Origin of the sequence: Acinetobacter minutum (genome assembly GCF_035916735.1) — a bacterium.
Lineage (GTDB): Bacteria > Pseudomonadota > Gammaproteobacteria > Pseudomonadales > Moraxellaceae > Acinetobacter.
In genome coordinates this window covers 1-15,473 of sequence record NZ_JAQIHG010000019.1, presented here as the reverse complement: position 1 = coordinate 15,473, position 15,473 = coordinate 1, and the positions used below count along the sequence as shown (strand labels likewise).

The window sequence follows — 15,473 nt, the reverse complement described above, 5'->3', positions numbered from 1 at the left end:
TAAGGAACCTCGTTTCGATGGGTACATATATATTAAAAAGACTGCTGTTGATTATTCCTACGCTGTTTTTCATCTTGCTGATTAACTTTGTGGTGATTCAGCTGGCACCCGGAGGCCCTGTCGAGCAAGCCATTCAGCAGGCAGAAAGCTTTCAGGGGATGAAAGGCGCTGCTGGGGCGGAAACGACAAATACGCCGAATAGTCATTATCAGGGGGCACGTGGTCTCAGTGAAGAAATGGTGGAGAAAATTAAGGCCCAGTATGGCTTTGACAAGTCAGCGCCAGAACGTTTCTGGATTATGCTGAAGGGGTATCTAACGCTAGATTTTGGTAGCAGTTTTTTTAAAGACAAACCGGTGACTCAGCTTCTTTATGAAAAAATGCCGGTCACCATTTCCCTGGGATTATGGAGCACCTTGCTGATCTATCTGGTGTCGATCCCGCTGGGCATCAAAAAAGCCAAGCAGCATAGCATGATCTTTGATAAAGCGACTTCCTTGTTGCTGGCCGTGGGTTATGCAGTTCCGGCTTTTGTGTTTGGTGTATTGTTGATTGTTTTTTTTGCCGGGGGAAGCTACTTTCAATGGTTCCCGTTACAGGGGCTGGTTTCAGAAAATTTCTATGAACTCAGCTGGCTAGATAAGATTCAGGATTATTTCTGGCACATGACCCTGCCATTATTGACCATGGTGTTGGGCAGTTTTGCCGGCCTGACCTATCTCACGAAATATTCTTTTATGGAAGAGCTGAACAAGCAATACGTTCTGGCGGCGCGTGCCAAAGGCTTGAGTGAAAACCGGGTGTTGTATGGACACGTGTTCCGCAATGCCATGCTGATTGTAATTGCGGGCTTGCCTGAGGCATTGATTGGCATTTTCTTTGTCGGCAACCTGTTTATCGAAATTATTTTTAATCTGGATGGCTTGGGGTTGCTCGGTTTTGAAGCCGTGGTGCAACGTGATTATCCGGTAATTTTTGGCACCCTGTTTATTTTTACCTTGTTGGGACTACTCTTGCGGCTGGTCAGTGATGTGTTGTACCAGATTATTGACCCACGGATTAACTTTGATGCACGAGGAGTGAAATAATGTCTCCTCTCATGCACGCCCGATTACAGCGATTTAGACAAAATAGACTCGGCTTTGGTTGTCTGATCGTTTTTATCGTGGTCTTTGTGTTGTCTATTGCGGCAGAGTTGATCGCGAATGACAAACCGCTATTGGTTCGTTATGACCAGCAATTTTATCTTCCTATCCTGAAGCGTTATCCTGAAACCACCTTTGGCGGTGTATTTGAAACTGAAGCCGATTATAAAGATCCGGTGGTGCAACAATTAATTGAGGACAAAGGGTGGGCGATCTGGCCACTGATTGAATATTCCTATCAGACACCGAATCTGGACTTGGCTGTTCCAGTGCCTTCTCCCCCGACAGTTCAAAACTGGCTCGGCACCGATGATCAGGGTCGTGATGTCCTGGCACGGATTCTTTATGGCCTGCGGGTTTCTCTGCTGTTCGGTTTTGCCCTGACGTTTATTTCGGCCATTCTCGGCATTTTGGTCGGTGCATTGCAGGGCTATTACGGCGGTTGGGTGGATTTGTTTGGACAGCGGGTATTGGAAGTCTGGGGTGGCCTACCGATGCTGTTTATGGTGATGATTCTGGTCAGCATGTTTACCCCGAATGTGTACTGGCTGTTTTTGATCATGTTGCTGTTTGGCTGGCCGGCACTGGTCGGATTGGTGCGTGCAGAGTTTTTACGCGCGCGTAATTTTGATTATGTCCGTGCTGCGCGCGCACTCGGGGTGAGTGATCGTACCATCATGTTCCGGCATATTTTGCCAAATGCGATGAGTTCATCGCTGTCCCAATTGCCTTTTATGCTCACGGCGAATATTACTGCTTTAACCGCTTTAGACTTTCTGGGTTATGGTTTACCACCCGATGCTGCTTCCTTGGGGGAACTGCTTTTACAAGGTAAAAACAACCTGAATGCTCCTTGGTTGGCACTGTCTGGCTTTTTTACCTTGGCCCTGGTGTTGTCACTGTTAATTTATATTGGGGAGGCGACACGCGATGCATTCGATCCAAGACGCCAATAAGCCGATTGAGCCCTGTCTGAGCGTACGGCATTTACAGGTTCAAAATGCCCAGCAGCAATCTTTGGTCCAAGACCTGAGCTTTGATCTGTATCCCGGTAAAACACTGGCGATTGTTGGGGAAAGTGGTTCAGGAAAGTCGATCAGTAGTCTGGCACTGTTGGGATTGTTACCGAGTAGTCTATCTGTTTCCGGACAGGCTTACCTGCAAGAGCAGGATCTGCTCGCGCTTCCTGAAGCTCAGAAACGTCAGATTCGCGGCCATAAAATTGCAATGATTTTTCAGGAGCCGATGACTGCGCTTAATCCACTGCATCGGGTGGAAAAAATTATTGGTGAAACGCTGTTGCTGAAAGGTTGGCCGAAAGCTCGCGTGCGTGAGCGGGTTATTGATCTATTAAATGATGTGGGCATTCCTGAGCCAGAAAGTAAACTGCGACGTTATCCGCACGAGTTGTCTGGAGGGCAGCGCCAGCGTGTGATGATCGCAATGGCATTGGCTTTGGATCCCGAGATTCTGATTGCAGATGAGCCGACTACTGCACTGGATGTCACCTTACAAGCACAAATCCTGAACTTGCTGCAATCTTTGCAACAAAGCCGTTGTATGGCACTGATCCTGATCAGCCATGATTTGAATCTGGTACAGCGTTATGCGGATCAGGTGGTTGTAATGAATCAGGGCCGCGTAGAGGAACAGGGGGCCGTGCAGGATATTTTTAGCCAACCCAAGGCGGCTTATACTCGGCATTTGCTTAACCATGATTTTGGCGAAGCATTACAGTTGCAGCCTCAGCAAACACTATTGCAGCTTAGCGCTGTTGGCGTGAAATTCCCCATCAGACAAGGCCTGCTCAACCGGATCAAAGATTATTATGTCGCGGTTGAGCCCTTGGAGTTGACCCTGTTACAGGGGGAGTCGATCGGAATCGTCGGTGAGAGTGGTTCCGGTAAAACTTCTCTGGCTTTAGCGATTGCACGGCTGATCGAGAGTGATGGTCGAATTGAGCTGCTAGGTCAGGATTTGAACCAATTTTCAGAAAGACAGTTGCGCCCCTTACGTAGTCAGTTTCAGATTGTGTTTCAGGATCCGTTTAGCAGCTTGAATCCACGCATGACCGTACAGCAGATTATTGCGGAAGGCTTGGCTCTGCAGTCATTATCGCAGGAGCAGATCGTAGAGCGGATTGATGAAGCCCTGACTAAGGTTGAGCTGCCTGTAGAGTTTAAACAGCGCTACCCACATGAGCTATCAGGTGGCCAACGGCAGCGGGTGGCTTTGGCACGTGCTTTAGTGCTACAACCGCAGCTTATCATTATGGATGAGCCTACTTCGGCACTGGACCGCACCACACAACGTGCGATTGTAAAACTGCTGCGTCGTTTGCAGCAGGAACAGCAGCTCAGTTACCTGTTTATCAGTCATGATTTGCAGGTCGTACGTGCACTCTGCCAGAAAGTGCTGGTCCTGCGCCATGCTCAGGTTGTGGAACTGCAACCGACAGCTCAACTGTTTGCCCAGCCACAATCGGAATATACTCGACAGTTGATTGCCGCAAGCCAATATGCATCGAATGGAATTGAGCGTGGCTGAATCGGAATAGTTAGAATAATAACCAATGGCTGATCTCGCCGGACAGGACAGAGGAGAACAAGATGAATCGACTGGCTGAACCGCTGATCCTTCGCGGCATTACGCTGAAAAATCGAATTGTTAAAGCGGCGATGAGCGAAGCTTTGGCCAATCATCTAGGCCAGCCCAACCAGCAACATTTACGGCTGTATGAAGCTTGGGCGAAAGGTGGTTTGGGATGCGCCATTAGTGGCAATGTTATGGTGGATGGTCGTGCCAAAAATGAACCTGGTGTTGTGGTCATTGAAAATGAACGGGATCTAGATGTGTTGCGGCAGTGGGCTGAGATCGGCAAGCAATACGCGATGGTGCAACTGATTCAGTTGTCGCATCCGGGTCGACAATGTCCCAAAGGCTTAAACCGTGAAACGGTTGCCCCTTCAGCGGTACCATTTAGTGCGAATTTGGCCTCGATGTTTGCCACGCCCCGTGAACTGGCCGAGTCTGAAATTGAAGACATCATCCAGCGTTTTGCACGTGCGGCGCAGATTTGTGAGCAGGCTGGATTCGAAGGTGTGCAATTACATGGTGCGCATGGCTATCTGATCAGTGAATTTCTATCTCCCTTGACCAATCAGCGTCAGGATCAGTGGGGTGGTTCGATTGAGAACCGTTGCCGTTTCCTGTTGCGGATCTATCAGGCCGTACGTGAGGCCACATCAGCAGATTTTATCGTTGCAGTGAAACTGAATTCGGCGGATTTCCAGCGTGGTGGTCTGACTGAGGACGAGGTGATCAGCGTATTTAAGATGCTCGATCAAGCGGGTGTGGATCTCATCGAAATCTCGGGTGGTAACTACGAAGCACCTGCAATGACAGGTAAGACGGATCAACCATTAAAAGCCAGTACGATTGCACGCGAGGCTTATTTCTTAGCCTTTGCCGAGAAAATCCGCCATTATGTCCAGTGTCCATTAATGGTCACTGGGGGCTTTCGTAGCGTACAGGGCATGAATGCGGCTTTGCAAAGTTCAGCATGTGATTTGATTGGTATAGCACGACCTTTTGCACTGCAAACTGATCTGACTGAACAGTTGATCGCTGGGCAGGATGTGAAATATGCCATACGGCCAGTGAAAAGTGGCTGGGCTGCACTCGATAAAAAAGCCATTCTGGAAATTATCTGGTATGCCGCACAATTTAAAGCCATTGCGCAGGGTAAAGCCCCCAATCCGAATTTATCGCCGATCTGGGTGTTTCTCAAATACGCCCGGCGTAATGCGAAAGCGATTCTATATGGACGCTTAAACTCGCGTGTGCAATCTGGCCAGTGAGGGGTAATATGAATGATCGCGATTTGAAAGCGAGCAATAAAAAAGCCTGATTTATAATGATCAGGCTTTTTTATGAAGATAACATCTTCGAATATGGCGTCCCTACGGGGATTCGAACCCCGGTTACCGCCGTGAAAGGGCGATGTCCTAGGCCTCTAGACGATAGGGACTTATTTGAGGCAGATCTGAAAATTGGCGTCCCTACGGGGATTCGAACCCCGGTTACCGCCGTGAAAGGGCGATGTCCTAGGCCTCTAGACGATAGGGACGTTTCAGAGGTGGGCGTATATTAGGGTGAATTCTGAGGTCTGTCAAACACTTTTCTGCCATGAAATTATAATATTCTTTTGATCGCCTAAAAAGACAGCATCTTGCTGTGTGGTGTTATTCGCTTTGAAGCAGAAATACTTGAGATGAGTTCAAGATAAAGGCGTGATGTGCTGAGTTTGCTCATTCCTATGCTTCAAGTTAAGAGCATGGGTTTTTGTTCAGGATTAGACAGGGTTTCAACAATGCATTGGATAACGGCGGGATGTTGTAAGTAACCACTAATGTCATGGGGATCGACCAGAAATGTACGAATGGAATGGTTAATAATTGCTGGCTCAAATTGGAATGGAGGAGCATCCAAGGCGAAACAGCTGACAAAATCATCGGGGGAATAAAAATTATACCAATGACCTTGCAGGCAGTCGGGATAAACAATCGGTTGGGGGATCTTAGACTGAATAACATGAAAAGCCAGTGGTGAACCAAGAGTGATGAGTGCTTTCAGCCGAAAGTGAGCTGGGAGCTGCCGAATCACATTATATGCGACCACTGTACCCAGAGAATGGGCAACGATCAGATAGTCCTCATCATTTTTTAGGCATTGCCGAATCCGGCAATTCACCTCATCAATAAACTGGTGATTACTGAGGTAAAGATAGGCTTCCACAATAAACTCATGCATTAAGTCTTCATGCAGTTTGGGGAAATAATTCAGCATCATAATGAAATCTTTCAAGACATAGTCTTTGGCCATCTGTGAAAGCAGATAAATTTTGCTGGAAAAAGACAAATTCGGATTGCTTAAAAATCGGGGCAGGAACGGAGTCTGATTGGTGGTGGTGAGATCAAGCAGATGCGGTTTGATCAACGAATGCAGTGGCTTGCTAGGTGTCTGATTAAAGGTGAAACTGCCAATGCTGAGCGTATTACGCAAGCCATAATGCTCGAGTACATCACCATAAAACGGAAAATCTAGGCTACATTCACTTAGCATGTGAGTACAGTTCAGGTTCTGAAAACCCAGTTGTAAAACTTCAAGCCAGTACTGTTTTAAGGCAATCGCATCCAGATTCTGCTGGTTGATCCCATGAATAAACACTATTTTCATGCTGCTTGGCCTGTCTGACATCAAGCTTCTTTTTACTTTACGCTTGAACAGCCTGTCCAGCTAGAACCGCATGCATAAAAAAGTGTAGCCTTTTGCTACACTTCCAGAACTGAATAAAAATCACGGCATCCTAGGCACGCGAATGGTATAAGAGAAAATAACTCAGGTAGCATGCCGCCATAAAAATGAGGCAGCCGATAAATCCGACCAACATTTCCGGATCTGCAGCCATACTGAGACAGGTAATTAGGCAGAACACCAAGCCTAGAATCGGAATTAGAGGAAACCATGGCACAGCAAACTTTAATTCCTGCCGTTGATGGCCTTGACGATACCATTCGCGACGGAAATTAAACTGGCTGAGACAGATACTCATCCAGACCACCACCATGGTAAAGGCGGCGATACCCAGCAAGTTCTTAAAAATAGTTTCTGGAGCAAATAGTTCTGAGAGCAGGCCTGGAATGGCACCCAATAGGGTCACAAGAATTGCGATATACGGCGTGCCCGACTGGCTGAGTCTAGAAAAAATGGCGGGTAATTGTTTACGAACCGACAATGACCACATCATGCGGGAAGCCGCAAACAGACCGGAATTGGCCGCCGATAACAGAGCCGTAATAATCACGAAACGCATCAGGTCTTCTGCATAAGGAATACCCAGATAGCTAAAAACCGTAACAAAAGGACTGCTACTCACGCCAGCTGTATGCAGACCGGCTTGCTCATACGGGAGTAGGGCACTGATGACGACAATGGTGCCGACAAAGAAAATCAGCAAACGCCAGATGGCCGTGTTAATGGCTTTTGGAACCTGCTTCGCTGGATCTTTGCTTTCACCTGCTGCGACACCGATCAGCTCAGTACCAGAAAAGGCAAAGTTCACGATCAACATGGTGGCAAAAATTGGAAAAATGCCTTGTGGAAACCAGCCATGCGTGGTCAGGTTACTGAACAACGGGGCAGTTTCTTGTCCCTGAAAAGATAGCAGTCCAAACATCGCCAGAAGGCCTAATGCGATAAAGCTCGTCACAGTAATTACTTTGACCAGTGCCAGCCAGAATTCAGATTCGGCAAAGACCCGAGTTGAGCTGATGTTGAGAATCAAGACCAGTGCGGCAAACATTAGCGTCCAGATCCATACAGGAATCGTTGGAAACCATTCCTGCATCAGTAAGGCAGCCGCAGTAAATTCGGTGCCGAGCGTTGCTGTCCATGTCAGCCAATATAGCCAGGTGATCATATAACCAGTAGCTGGGCCAATAAAATGTTGGGCATAGACCCCGAAAGAACCCGAGGAGGGCATGTGTACGGCCAGTTCACCTAGACACAACATCACCATATAGGCGATCAGGCCACCGAGAAAGTAGGCAAGAATTGCACCTATTGGTCCTGTTTGAGCAATCACCTCACCTGAACCCAGAAAGAGTCCTGTTCCGATGGCACCGCCCAAAGACAGCATGACCAGATGTCGGGTACTCATCGCACGTTTTAAGGCAGCAGAAGGATCCTGATGCAAGACATCATTCGGAGAATGTGAAGGCAGCATGCAATAAGAAAAAATCAGAATAGAAGAAGGACGCTATTTTAGATAAAAAGCAGGATTGTTCAATTTGATTTTTATGGGAGGGTAAAATGAAGTAAAGCAGATATAGATGGCGTCCCTACGGGGATTCGAACCCCGGTTACCGCCGTGAAAGGGCGATGTCCTAGGCCTCTAGACGATAGGGACGTCGCAAGGTGGTGCTATATTAGGAATTTAACCGGGGGCTGTCAAATAATAATTGTGTTGATTTAAGCTGAAACGATGTGTTTGTTCAAAAAATGGTTGAAAAGCGGAAAGCACCATATGATCAACACACATAGGAGTTAAATTAGTGATCTGGCGTTTGGGCACTGGAACTTGGCTCAGCGGTCACCGACTTGGCGGATGGTTCAGCTTTATTTTGGTTGACGATGTATAAATACAGGATGGAGGGTGAAATAATTAGGGCAACCAAGAGAATCTTTTTCAGGATTTTGTTCATAAGCTCATTAAAAATAAACAATATTTGGACATTATAAACGGAAATTTGAGCTTTATCGCGCGTGAGCGATAGGTAGTAATACATTCTGTCGATAGAGAAGTAAAATCTTAAAAGAAATCGATTGTAATGAAACTAAAGAGGAGAAATTGGCGTCCCTACGGGGATTCGAACCCCGGTTACCGCCGTGAAAGGGCGATGTCCTAGGCCTCTAGACGATAGGGACGTTTAGAAGATGGCGGTATCTTATTGATCCGCCACCGTATTGTCAAGCAAGTGGGGTCCGAGTTTGTTTAAAATATAGCAAAACAGTTCGGCCGTCTTTTGCGTGTCATACAAGGCAGAATGGGCTTCTTTGCCATCAAACTCGAGGCCGGCCTGGATGCAGGACTTGGCCAGTACCGTCTGACCAAACATCATCGCACTCAAAGTTACGGTATCAAAGACCGAAAAACTATGAAATGGATTCTGGTTTTTGGTTCCGGTACGGGCAATCGCAGCCTGCAGAAAGCCGAGATCAAAATGGGCATTATGACCGACCAAAATCGCATGCGTACATTGCTGTTGGCGGCGTGTCTCATTGATCACTTTAAAGAGACGTTTTAAGGCACTTTTTTCATCTTCTGCCATGGCAACACGCATCGGATTAAACGGATCGATGCCAATAAAGTCCAGTGAGCGGCGATCCAGATTGGCCCCTTCAAATGGATTAATGTGTGCATGTACCGCTTCACCCGGTATAAATTGGCCATGCTCGTCATAGATAATCGGAATACAGGCAATTTCGAGTAAGGCATCGGTTTTGGAATTAAAACCTGCCGTTTCTACATCGACAACGACAGGTAAAAATCCACGAAAACGTTGACCGATGACTGGGGGGGCATCAGTGGTCACACTTTCCTCCATTGGATGGTTTGTCCGGCATACAACGGAATGATTTTTTCACCATCAAGATAGTCGAAACTTTCAGGAATGACCTGAGCTTCTTTGACTAGCGTAATTGTGTTGGTATTGCGTGGCAGACCATAGAAATCCGCACCAAAATGGCTGGCAAAACCTTCAAGGCGATCCAGTTTGTTGACCTGATCAAAGGCTTGAGCATACAGTTCTATCGCTGTTGGTGCGCTATAACAACCGGCACAACCACAGGCATTTTCTTTAGCATTTTTCGAGTGCGGTGCACTGTCTGTGCCTAAGAAGAATTTTGGATTGCCACTGGTCGCAACTTCCAGCAACGTTTGCTGATGCGTTTGACGTTTCAAAATTGGCAAGCAGTAAAAATGTGGCTTGATCCCACCGACCAACATGTCGTTGCGGTTGAATAACAGGTGCTGTGGGGTAATGGTTGCAGCTACGTTGCGATCCTGTTCCAGTACAAACTGTGCTGCATCCGAAGTGGTGATGTGTTCAAGCACCAGTTTTAGTTTTGGGAATTGCTTTAACAATGGTGACAATACTTCATCGAGGAAGCGTTTTTCACGATCGAAAATATCGACATGGGAATGCGTGACTTCACCATGTAACAGTAAAGGAACCTGATGTTCTTCCAGCTGTTCAATTACCGCATAGACTTTGCGAATGTCGCTGACACCATTGTCCGAGTTAGTGGTGGCACCTGCTGGATACAATTTTATGGCATTAACATGTTCAGACGCTTTGATTTTACGTACTTCATCGGGTGAAGTTTGATCGGTGAAATACAACACCATGCGTGGATCAAAATTCATGCCTTCAGGAACATGCGCCATAATGCGTTCACGGTATGCCACGGCTTCTTCAACCGTTTTCACTGGTGGAACCAGATTCGGCATACAGATCGCACGGGAAAACTGGCGTGCCAAGTCAGGAACCGTTCTTTTAAGCGCAAGGCCATCACGCAAATGAGCATGCCAGTCGTCTGGCTGGAGAATCGTTAGGGTATTCAAGGCAATTCAGACTTAAAAATAAAACAAATGATAATCGATAAACTGTGAAAATGGTAACGGGATTTCTGATCCTGCGGAAAAATTCGGCAGATCAACAAGCACTGTATGTCTGAGCGTGGATAGATGAAGAGAAAAGCTGCAATGAGAGGGCTAAGAGGCGGACTAACACTGTAAAAATGAAGCATGAAAAAACCGCCTGCAGGAGGCGGTTTTTCTTGAAACTAAAACTTATTTATTTTTGTCTTTCAATTGTGGAACTGCAGAGCCTGCACCAATAGAAAGCAGGCCAGAGTTGGTATAGATGCCCAATTTTGCACGGGTATCGGTGATGTCGAGGTTGCGCATGGTCAATTGACCGATACGATCCATCGGCGTAAACATCGAGTCACCTTTCTCCATAGTCAAACGCTCAGCTTCATAAGTGAGGTTTGGAGATTCAGTGTTCATGATGGTGTAGTCATTACCACGACGCAACTCAAGCGTTACTGTACCGGTAATGGCTTTTGCCACCCAACGTTGTGCAGTTTCACGTAGCATCAAGGCTTGAGAATCAAACCAGCGGCCTTGGTACAACAAGCGACCTAAACGTAAACCGTTAATGCGGTATTGTTCGATGGTGTCTTCGTTATGAATACCTGTTACCAAACGCTCATAGGCGATATGCAGGAGCGCCATCCCCGGTGCTTCATAGATCCCGCGAGATTTCGCTTCGATGATACGGTTTTCGATTTGATCCGACATGCCTAAACCATGGCGACCACCAATGCGGTTGGCTTCAAGGATGAGTTCAACCGGGTTTTCAAAACGCTGACCATTCAACGCAACTGGCATACCTTCTTCAAACGTCACGCTGACTTCTTCAGCCTTGATTTCAACGTCGTCTTTCCAGAACGCGACACCCATGATTGGCTCAACAATTTTGATGCCTGCATCCAGATATTCGAGATCTTTGGCTTCGTGAGTTGCACCGAGCATGTTGGAGTCAGTCGAGTAAGCTTTTTCTTTTGACATTTTATAGTCAAAGCCATTGTCGATCAGGAACTGTGACATTTCGGCACGGCCACCCAATTCATCAATGAATGTTTGGTCTAGCCATGGTTTGTAGATTTTAAGATTCGGATTGGTCAACAGGCCATAACGGTAGAAACGCTCAATGTCGTTACCTTTATAGGTCGAACCATCACCCCAGATGTTGACTTCATCTTCTTTCATTGCAGTTACCAGCATGGTACCGGTTACTGCACGGCCAAGTGGTGTGGTGTTGAAGTAAGGAACACCACCCGTGCTGATATGGAATGCACCACACTGAATCGCAGCAATACCTTCAAGTGCCAACTGCAGACGGCAGTCTACAAGACGTGCTTTGATTGCACCGTAAGCTTCAGCTTTCTTTGGAATCGCATCGTAGTCATCTTCATCTGGCTGACCAAGATTGGCTGTGTAGGCATAAGGCATTGCGCCTTTTTGTTTCATCCACAATAAAGCTGCAGAAGTATCTAGACCACCTGAGAAAGCGATCCCGACTTTTTGACCTACTGGTACATTCTGCAAGATGGTTGCATTATCAGTCATTGCTTGTCCTAACATTATAAAATAGGCACCACGAATTGGCTGCCTTGGAAAATCGTAAAATGGGGATATTGTAGCACTTTTCCCGCCGCTTGTTTTCGATAAACCGATCAAGTCCTAAAAAATTCTCCGTGATGCAGTAATGGCACGAATGGTAGTTTTGGTGTGTGCCAAACCTGAAGTGTGCTACACCTTAAATTTAAAACAGCAATACATGAAATGCTGTGTGTAGGCAGGGTAAATGGCAGGACTGTTCCTGAGCCGAATTTGCGTTATAGTGGACGTTATTTGGGGGATCTGTTGATGTTGCATAAAACACCTTTCTCGGGCTTTCCCGTTGCATCACTAAACCAGACCGTTGCCATGGTGCATGCCCTATATGCGGGTTTGATGGCTTTTGCTTTGGTTTTATTTGTTTATCTCGAATATCAGAAATCCATGACGGACCTGCCGACCTTATTGAGTTTGGTGCTGGTTTTACTGCTCATCTTGATTCTCAATTTGAAGGCCTACCGAGATGTGAAGCAGGGGCAGAACAAGGGATTATGGTTATCTCGGATTTTGGCCGTGTTGATGTTACCCAGTTTTCCGATTGGCACCGTGCTTGGCCTGATTGTGTTATGGAAAACTTTACCGAATCAGTGGCAATCTTGAGCAGCGCGTTAATCCTTGTGACTCGTATAAGTCTGTATTGATCATAACTTCACTTGCCATTGACCGGATTGCCCAATATTTGTGGCTACCTGGTCATCCCTTCGCTGAAAAAAATCATTAAAGTAACGTAGAACGGATAAAAAACTAGAATTTATAACAAGGAGAACGCATGACCCAGTTTAGCCATGTGCTGAGTCCATTGTCGTTGGGCTTCACTACTTTAAAAAATCGTGTTGTGATGGGGTCCATGCACACTGGTCTGGAGGATCGTTTCTATAATTATCCTAAACTCGCGGCATTTTTTGCGGAACGGGCCAAAGGTGGTGTTGGACTGATTATTACGGGCGGTATTTCTCCTAACCGTCAGGGCTGGTTGTTGCCTGCGGGGGGCACCATGAGCAGTCTGGCCGATTTACCCCATCACCGTTTGCTGACCCATGCTGTACATAAGCATGGCAGCAAGATTTTATTGCAAATTCTTCATGCTGGACGCTATGGTTATCAGCCTTTTGTGGTTTCTGCGAGTCCGGTTAAATCTCCCATTTCTCCTTTCAAACCGCGGGAAATGACCGAAAAACAGATTCTAAAAACGATTGAAGATTATGCTCAGAGTGCCCGTTTGGCAAAAAAAGCCGGTTATGATGGTGTTGAAATCATGGGATCGGAAGGCTATCTACTGAATCAGTTTCTGAGCCAGCAGGTCAATCAACGCAAAGATCGTTGGGGTGGACCGATTGAAAATCGGATGCGATTCGCTGTCGAAGTGGTCAAAGCTGTGCGTGCTGCAGTCGGTGAGCAATTTATTCTCTCTTTTCGCTTGTCATTGCTGGATTTGGTACCACAGGGCAATACCATGGCAGAGGTGATTATTGTTGCAAAGGCACTGGAAAAAGCCGGCATCACTTTGCTGAACAGCGGTATTGGCTGGCATGAAGCGCGTGTGCCTACCATTGTAACCTCTGTGCCGCGTGCTGCATTTGTTGACTATACAGCCGAGGTAAAACAGCATGTGAGCATTCCAGTGATTGCTGCCAATCGTATCAATATGCCAGAAGTGGCGGAAAAGATCCTTGCGGAAGGTAAGGCTGACCTGATCCAGATGGCGCGGCCATTTTTAGCGGATCCTTTCTGGGTAAATAAAACGGCAAGTAACCGCGTCGATGAAATTAATACCTGTATTGCCTGTAATCAGGCCTGTCTGGATCATACCTTCAAACATCAACGCGTGACCTGTCTGGTGAATCCACAGGCAGGCTATGAAACGGAATTGCATTATCCGAAAACCCGTCATCCCAAAAAAGTGGCGGTGGTAGGTGCTGGGGTGGCCGGATTATCTGCGGCAACGATTGCTGCCCAGCGCGGTCATAATGTGACCTTGTTCGAAGCTAAAGCTGAGGTCGGTGGTCAATTTAATTTGGCTAAGGTGATTCCGGGTAAAGAAGAATTTTATGAAACCTTGCGCTATTTTCAGGTGCAGCTAACCAAGACTGGTGTTGATTTACGGCTGAATACCCGAATCAACCGTGAACAGTTGGAGCGAGAAGGTTTTGATGAAGTACTGATTGCGACTGGGGTCGTGCCACGTGGCCTTAAAATTCCAGGCTCAGATCTGCCTCATGTATTGTCTTATGCCGAGGTGCTCCAAGGCGCAAGCGTTGGAAAACGTGTTGCAGTCATCGGTGCAGGCGGCATTGGTTTTGATGTGGCTGAGTTTTTATTGAAACCGACAACACCACAACCCCTGTCTGAATGGCAACAGGAATGGGGGGTAGACGCCCATCCACATTACACAAGTGCAGGTGGACTGGTTCAACCTCATATTGAAGCCCCATTACGAGAAATTTTTTTATTGCAGCGTAAAACGACTGCCTTTGGTGCAGGATTGGGGAAAACCTCCGGTTGGGTGCATCGTGCACAACTGAAAAAGCACGCGGTGCGGATGTTGAGTGGCGTACAATATAAAGCTGTAACCCAAGAAGGATTGTGGATTGAATATCAGGGACATGAACAGTTATTGCGTGTTGATAGCATTGTGGTTTGTGCAGGGCAAGAATCTGTCAATGCGCTGATGCCAACAGCTGGTGAGTCAACTTTAGCGCGTTATCAGATCATTGGTGGGGCTAAACTGGCTGCAGAACTTGATGCCAAACGTGCGATCCGTGAAGGTGCTGAATGGGCAGCCAAAATTTAGCAAGTTGATGAAACAATATGCATTTGAATCATTTGGATTAAGATTTTTCTTGAATGAGCGACCGAAGCTTTGTATTCTTAGGCCTATGGAAGCGTGGCAGAGCGGTTTAATGCACCGGTCTTGAAAACCGACGAGGGTTCACGCCCTCCGTGAGTTCGAATCTCACCGCTTCCGCCAAATTCAAAAATAAAGCCCTGATCATTGTCAGGGCTTTATTTTTTTATGCTTATAAATCTTTAAAGAAAATTTTTACGATCAATTTTTTAATCCTAGCCCCCGAAGAGGCTAGGATTACCTTAAAAATAACCATCGAAACGTTTCCGCTCGAAGTGTTGGGGTAACAGATCCAAACGATCTCTATGCCTGCTAAATCTGAACCCAAAAAAGGGAAATGGGATCTTCTTTGGGTTCATCATGCAGCATTACATATTCGGATAGTTTGGACCACCACCACCTTCCGGCGTTACCCAGGTGATGTTCTGTGAAGGATCCTTGATGTCACAGGTCTTGCAGTGCACGCAGTTCGCCGAGTTGATCTGGAAACGTGGACCACTTTCTTCCTGCACAATCTCATACACGCCTGCAGGGCAGTAACGCTGTGCCGGTTCATCCCATTTTGGCAGGTTCACATTCACCGGAATTGAGGCATCGGTCAGTTTGAGATGCGATGGCTGGTTTTCTTCATGCACCGTGTTTGAGACAAACACCGAAGACAGACGGTCAAAAG

At 46.8% G+C, this 15,473-nt stretch carries 13 protein-coding genes and 5 tRNA genes; 7 read left to right on the top strand and 11 right to left on the bottom strand.

Translation table 11 applies throughout. From position 1 onward, the window contains the following. Positions 1 to 17 precede the first annotated feature (17 nt). From PAE54_RS08775 to PAE54_RS08760, 4 genes are all read left to right on the top strand, one after another. Complete coding sequence (locus PAE54_RS08775) at positions 18 to 1,088, top strand: microcin C ABC transporter permease YejB (RefSeq protein WP_326519148.1); 1,071 nt, start codon at positions 18 to 20, stop codon at positions 1,086 to 1,088. Next, on the top strand, positions 1,088 to 2,101 hold the full coding sequence (locus PAE54_RS08770; protein WP_326519147.1) for an ABC transporter permease: 1,014 nt from the start codon (positions 1,088 to 1,090) through the stop codon (positions 2,099 to 2,101). The genes PAE54_RS08775 and PAE54_RS08770 overlap by 1 nt, the downstream gene beginning before the upstream one ends. Then, positions 2,076 to 3,692 (top strand): ABC transporter ATP-binding protein, encoded by a 1,617-nt coding sequence (locus PAE54_RS08765; RefSeq protein ID WP_326519146.1) that lies wholly within the window; start codon positions 2,076 to 2,078, stop codon positions 3,690 to 3,692. The genes PAE54_RS08770 and PAE54_RS08765 overlap by 26 nt, the downstream gene beginning before the upstream one ends. Before the next feature lie 62 nt (positions 3,693 to 3,754). Continuing rightward, entirely contained in the window at positions 3,755 to 5,005 is a 1,251-nt protein-coding gene (locus PAE54_RS08760) for an NADH:flavin oxidoreductase/NADH oxidase family protein (RefSeq protein WP_326519145.1), read from the top strand. Between the two features lie 94 nt (positions 5,006 to 5,099). Here PAE54_RS08760 and PAE54_RS08755 read toward each other — a convergent pair. The 10 genes from PAE54_RS08755 to argG all read right to left on the bottom strand — a co-directional run bounded on the left by PAE54_RS08755 (position 5,100) and on the right by argG (position 11,919). Next, positions 5,100 to 5,175: transfer RNA gene (locus PAE54_RS08755), tRNA-Glu, on the bottom strand. A gap of 23 nt (positions 5,176 to 5,198) precedes the next feature. After that, positions 5,199 to 5,274, bottom strand: a tRNA-Glu gene (locus PAE54_RS08750). Between the two features lie 194 nt (positions 5,275 to 5,468). Further along, on the bottom strand, positions 5,469 to 6,383 hold the full coding sequence (locus PAE54_RS08745; RefSeq protein WP_326519144.1) for a hypothetical protein: 915 nt from the start codon (positions 6,381 to 6,383) through the stop codon (positions 5,469 to 5,471). A gap of 130 nt (positions 6,384 to 6,513) precedes the next feature. Beyond that, entirely contained in the window at positions 6,514 to 7,932 is a 1,419-nt protein-coding gene (locus PAE54_RS08740) for an amino acid permease (RefSeq protein WP_326519143.1), read from the bottom strand. A gap of 107 nt (positions 7,933 to 8,039) precedes the next feature. Then, a tRNA-Glu gene (locus tag PAE54_RS08735) sits at positions 8,040 to 8,115 on the bottom strand. A gap of 142 nt (positions 8,116 to 8,257) precedes the next feature. Further along, a complete protein-coding gene (locus PAE54_RS08730; RefSeq protein WP_326519142.1) occupies positions 8,258 to 8,410 on the bottom strand; it encodes a hypothetical protein in 153 nt (50 codons plus the stop codon). Between the two features lie 147 nt (positions 8,411 to 8,557). Next, a tRNA-Glu gene (locus PAE54_RS08725) sits at positions 8,558 to 8,633 on the bottom strand. Between the two features lie 20 nt (positions 8,634 to 8,653). Next, on the bottom strand, positions 8,654 to 9,313 hold the full coding sequence (gene rnt / locus PAE54_RS08720; protein WP_273778787.1) for a ribonuclease T: 660 nt from the start codon (positions 9,311 to 9,313) through the stop codon (positions 8,654 to 8,656). Beyond that, positions 9,298 to 10,332, bottom strand: a complete 1,035-nt coding sequence (pyrC, locus tag PAE54_RS08715) for a dihydroorotase (protein ID WP_326519141.1) — start codon at positions 10,330 to 10,332, stop codon at positions 9,298 to 9,300. The genes rnt and pyrC overlap by 16 nt, the downstream gene beginning before the upstream one ends. 228 nt (positions 10,333 to 10,560) lie before the next feature. Next, positions 10,561 to 11,919 (bottom strand): argininosuccinate synthase, encoded by a 1,359-nt coding sequence (gene argG, locus PAE54_RS08710; protein ID WP_273778790.1) that lies wholly within the window; start codon positions 11,917 to 11,919, stop codon positions 10,561 to 10,563. A gap of 201 nt (positions 11,920 to 12,120) precedes the next feature. Here argG and PAE54_RS08705 point away from each other — a divergent pair, with 201 nt between their 5' ends. From PAE54_RS08705 to PAE54_RS08695, 3 genes are all read left to right on the top strand, one after another. After that, positions 12,121 to 12,555: a hypothetical protein gene (locus tag PAE54_RS08705; protein ID WP_326519140.1), complete on the top strand. Its 435-nt coding sequence runs from the start codon at positions 12,121 to 12,123 to the stop codon at positions 12,553 to 12,555. A gap of 169 nt (positions 12,556 to 12,724) precedes the next feature. Further along, positions 12,725 to 14,746, top strand: coding sequence for an NADPH-dependent 2,4-dienoyl-CoA reductase (locus PAE54_RS08700; RefSeq protein ID WP_273778791.1), 2,022 nt, complete (start codon positions 12,725 to 12,727; stop codon positions 14,744 to 14,746). Between the two features lie 87 nt (positions 14,747 to 14,833). Then, positions 14,834 to 14,923 (top strand) — tRNA-Ser (locus PAE54_RS08695). 245 nt (positions 14,924 to 15,168) lie between these two features. Here the strand turns inward: PAE54_RS08695 and PAE54_RS08690 are convergent. Further along, positions 15,169 to 15,473: 4Fe-4S dicluster domain-containing protein (locus PAE54_RS08690; RefSeq protein ID WP_326519139.1), on the bottom strand; the 305-nt coding region annotated here is incomplete at its 5' end.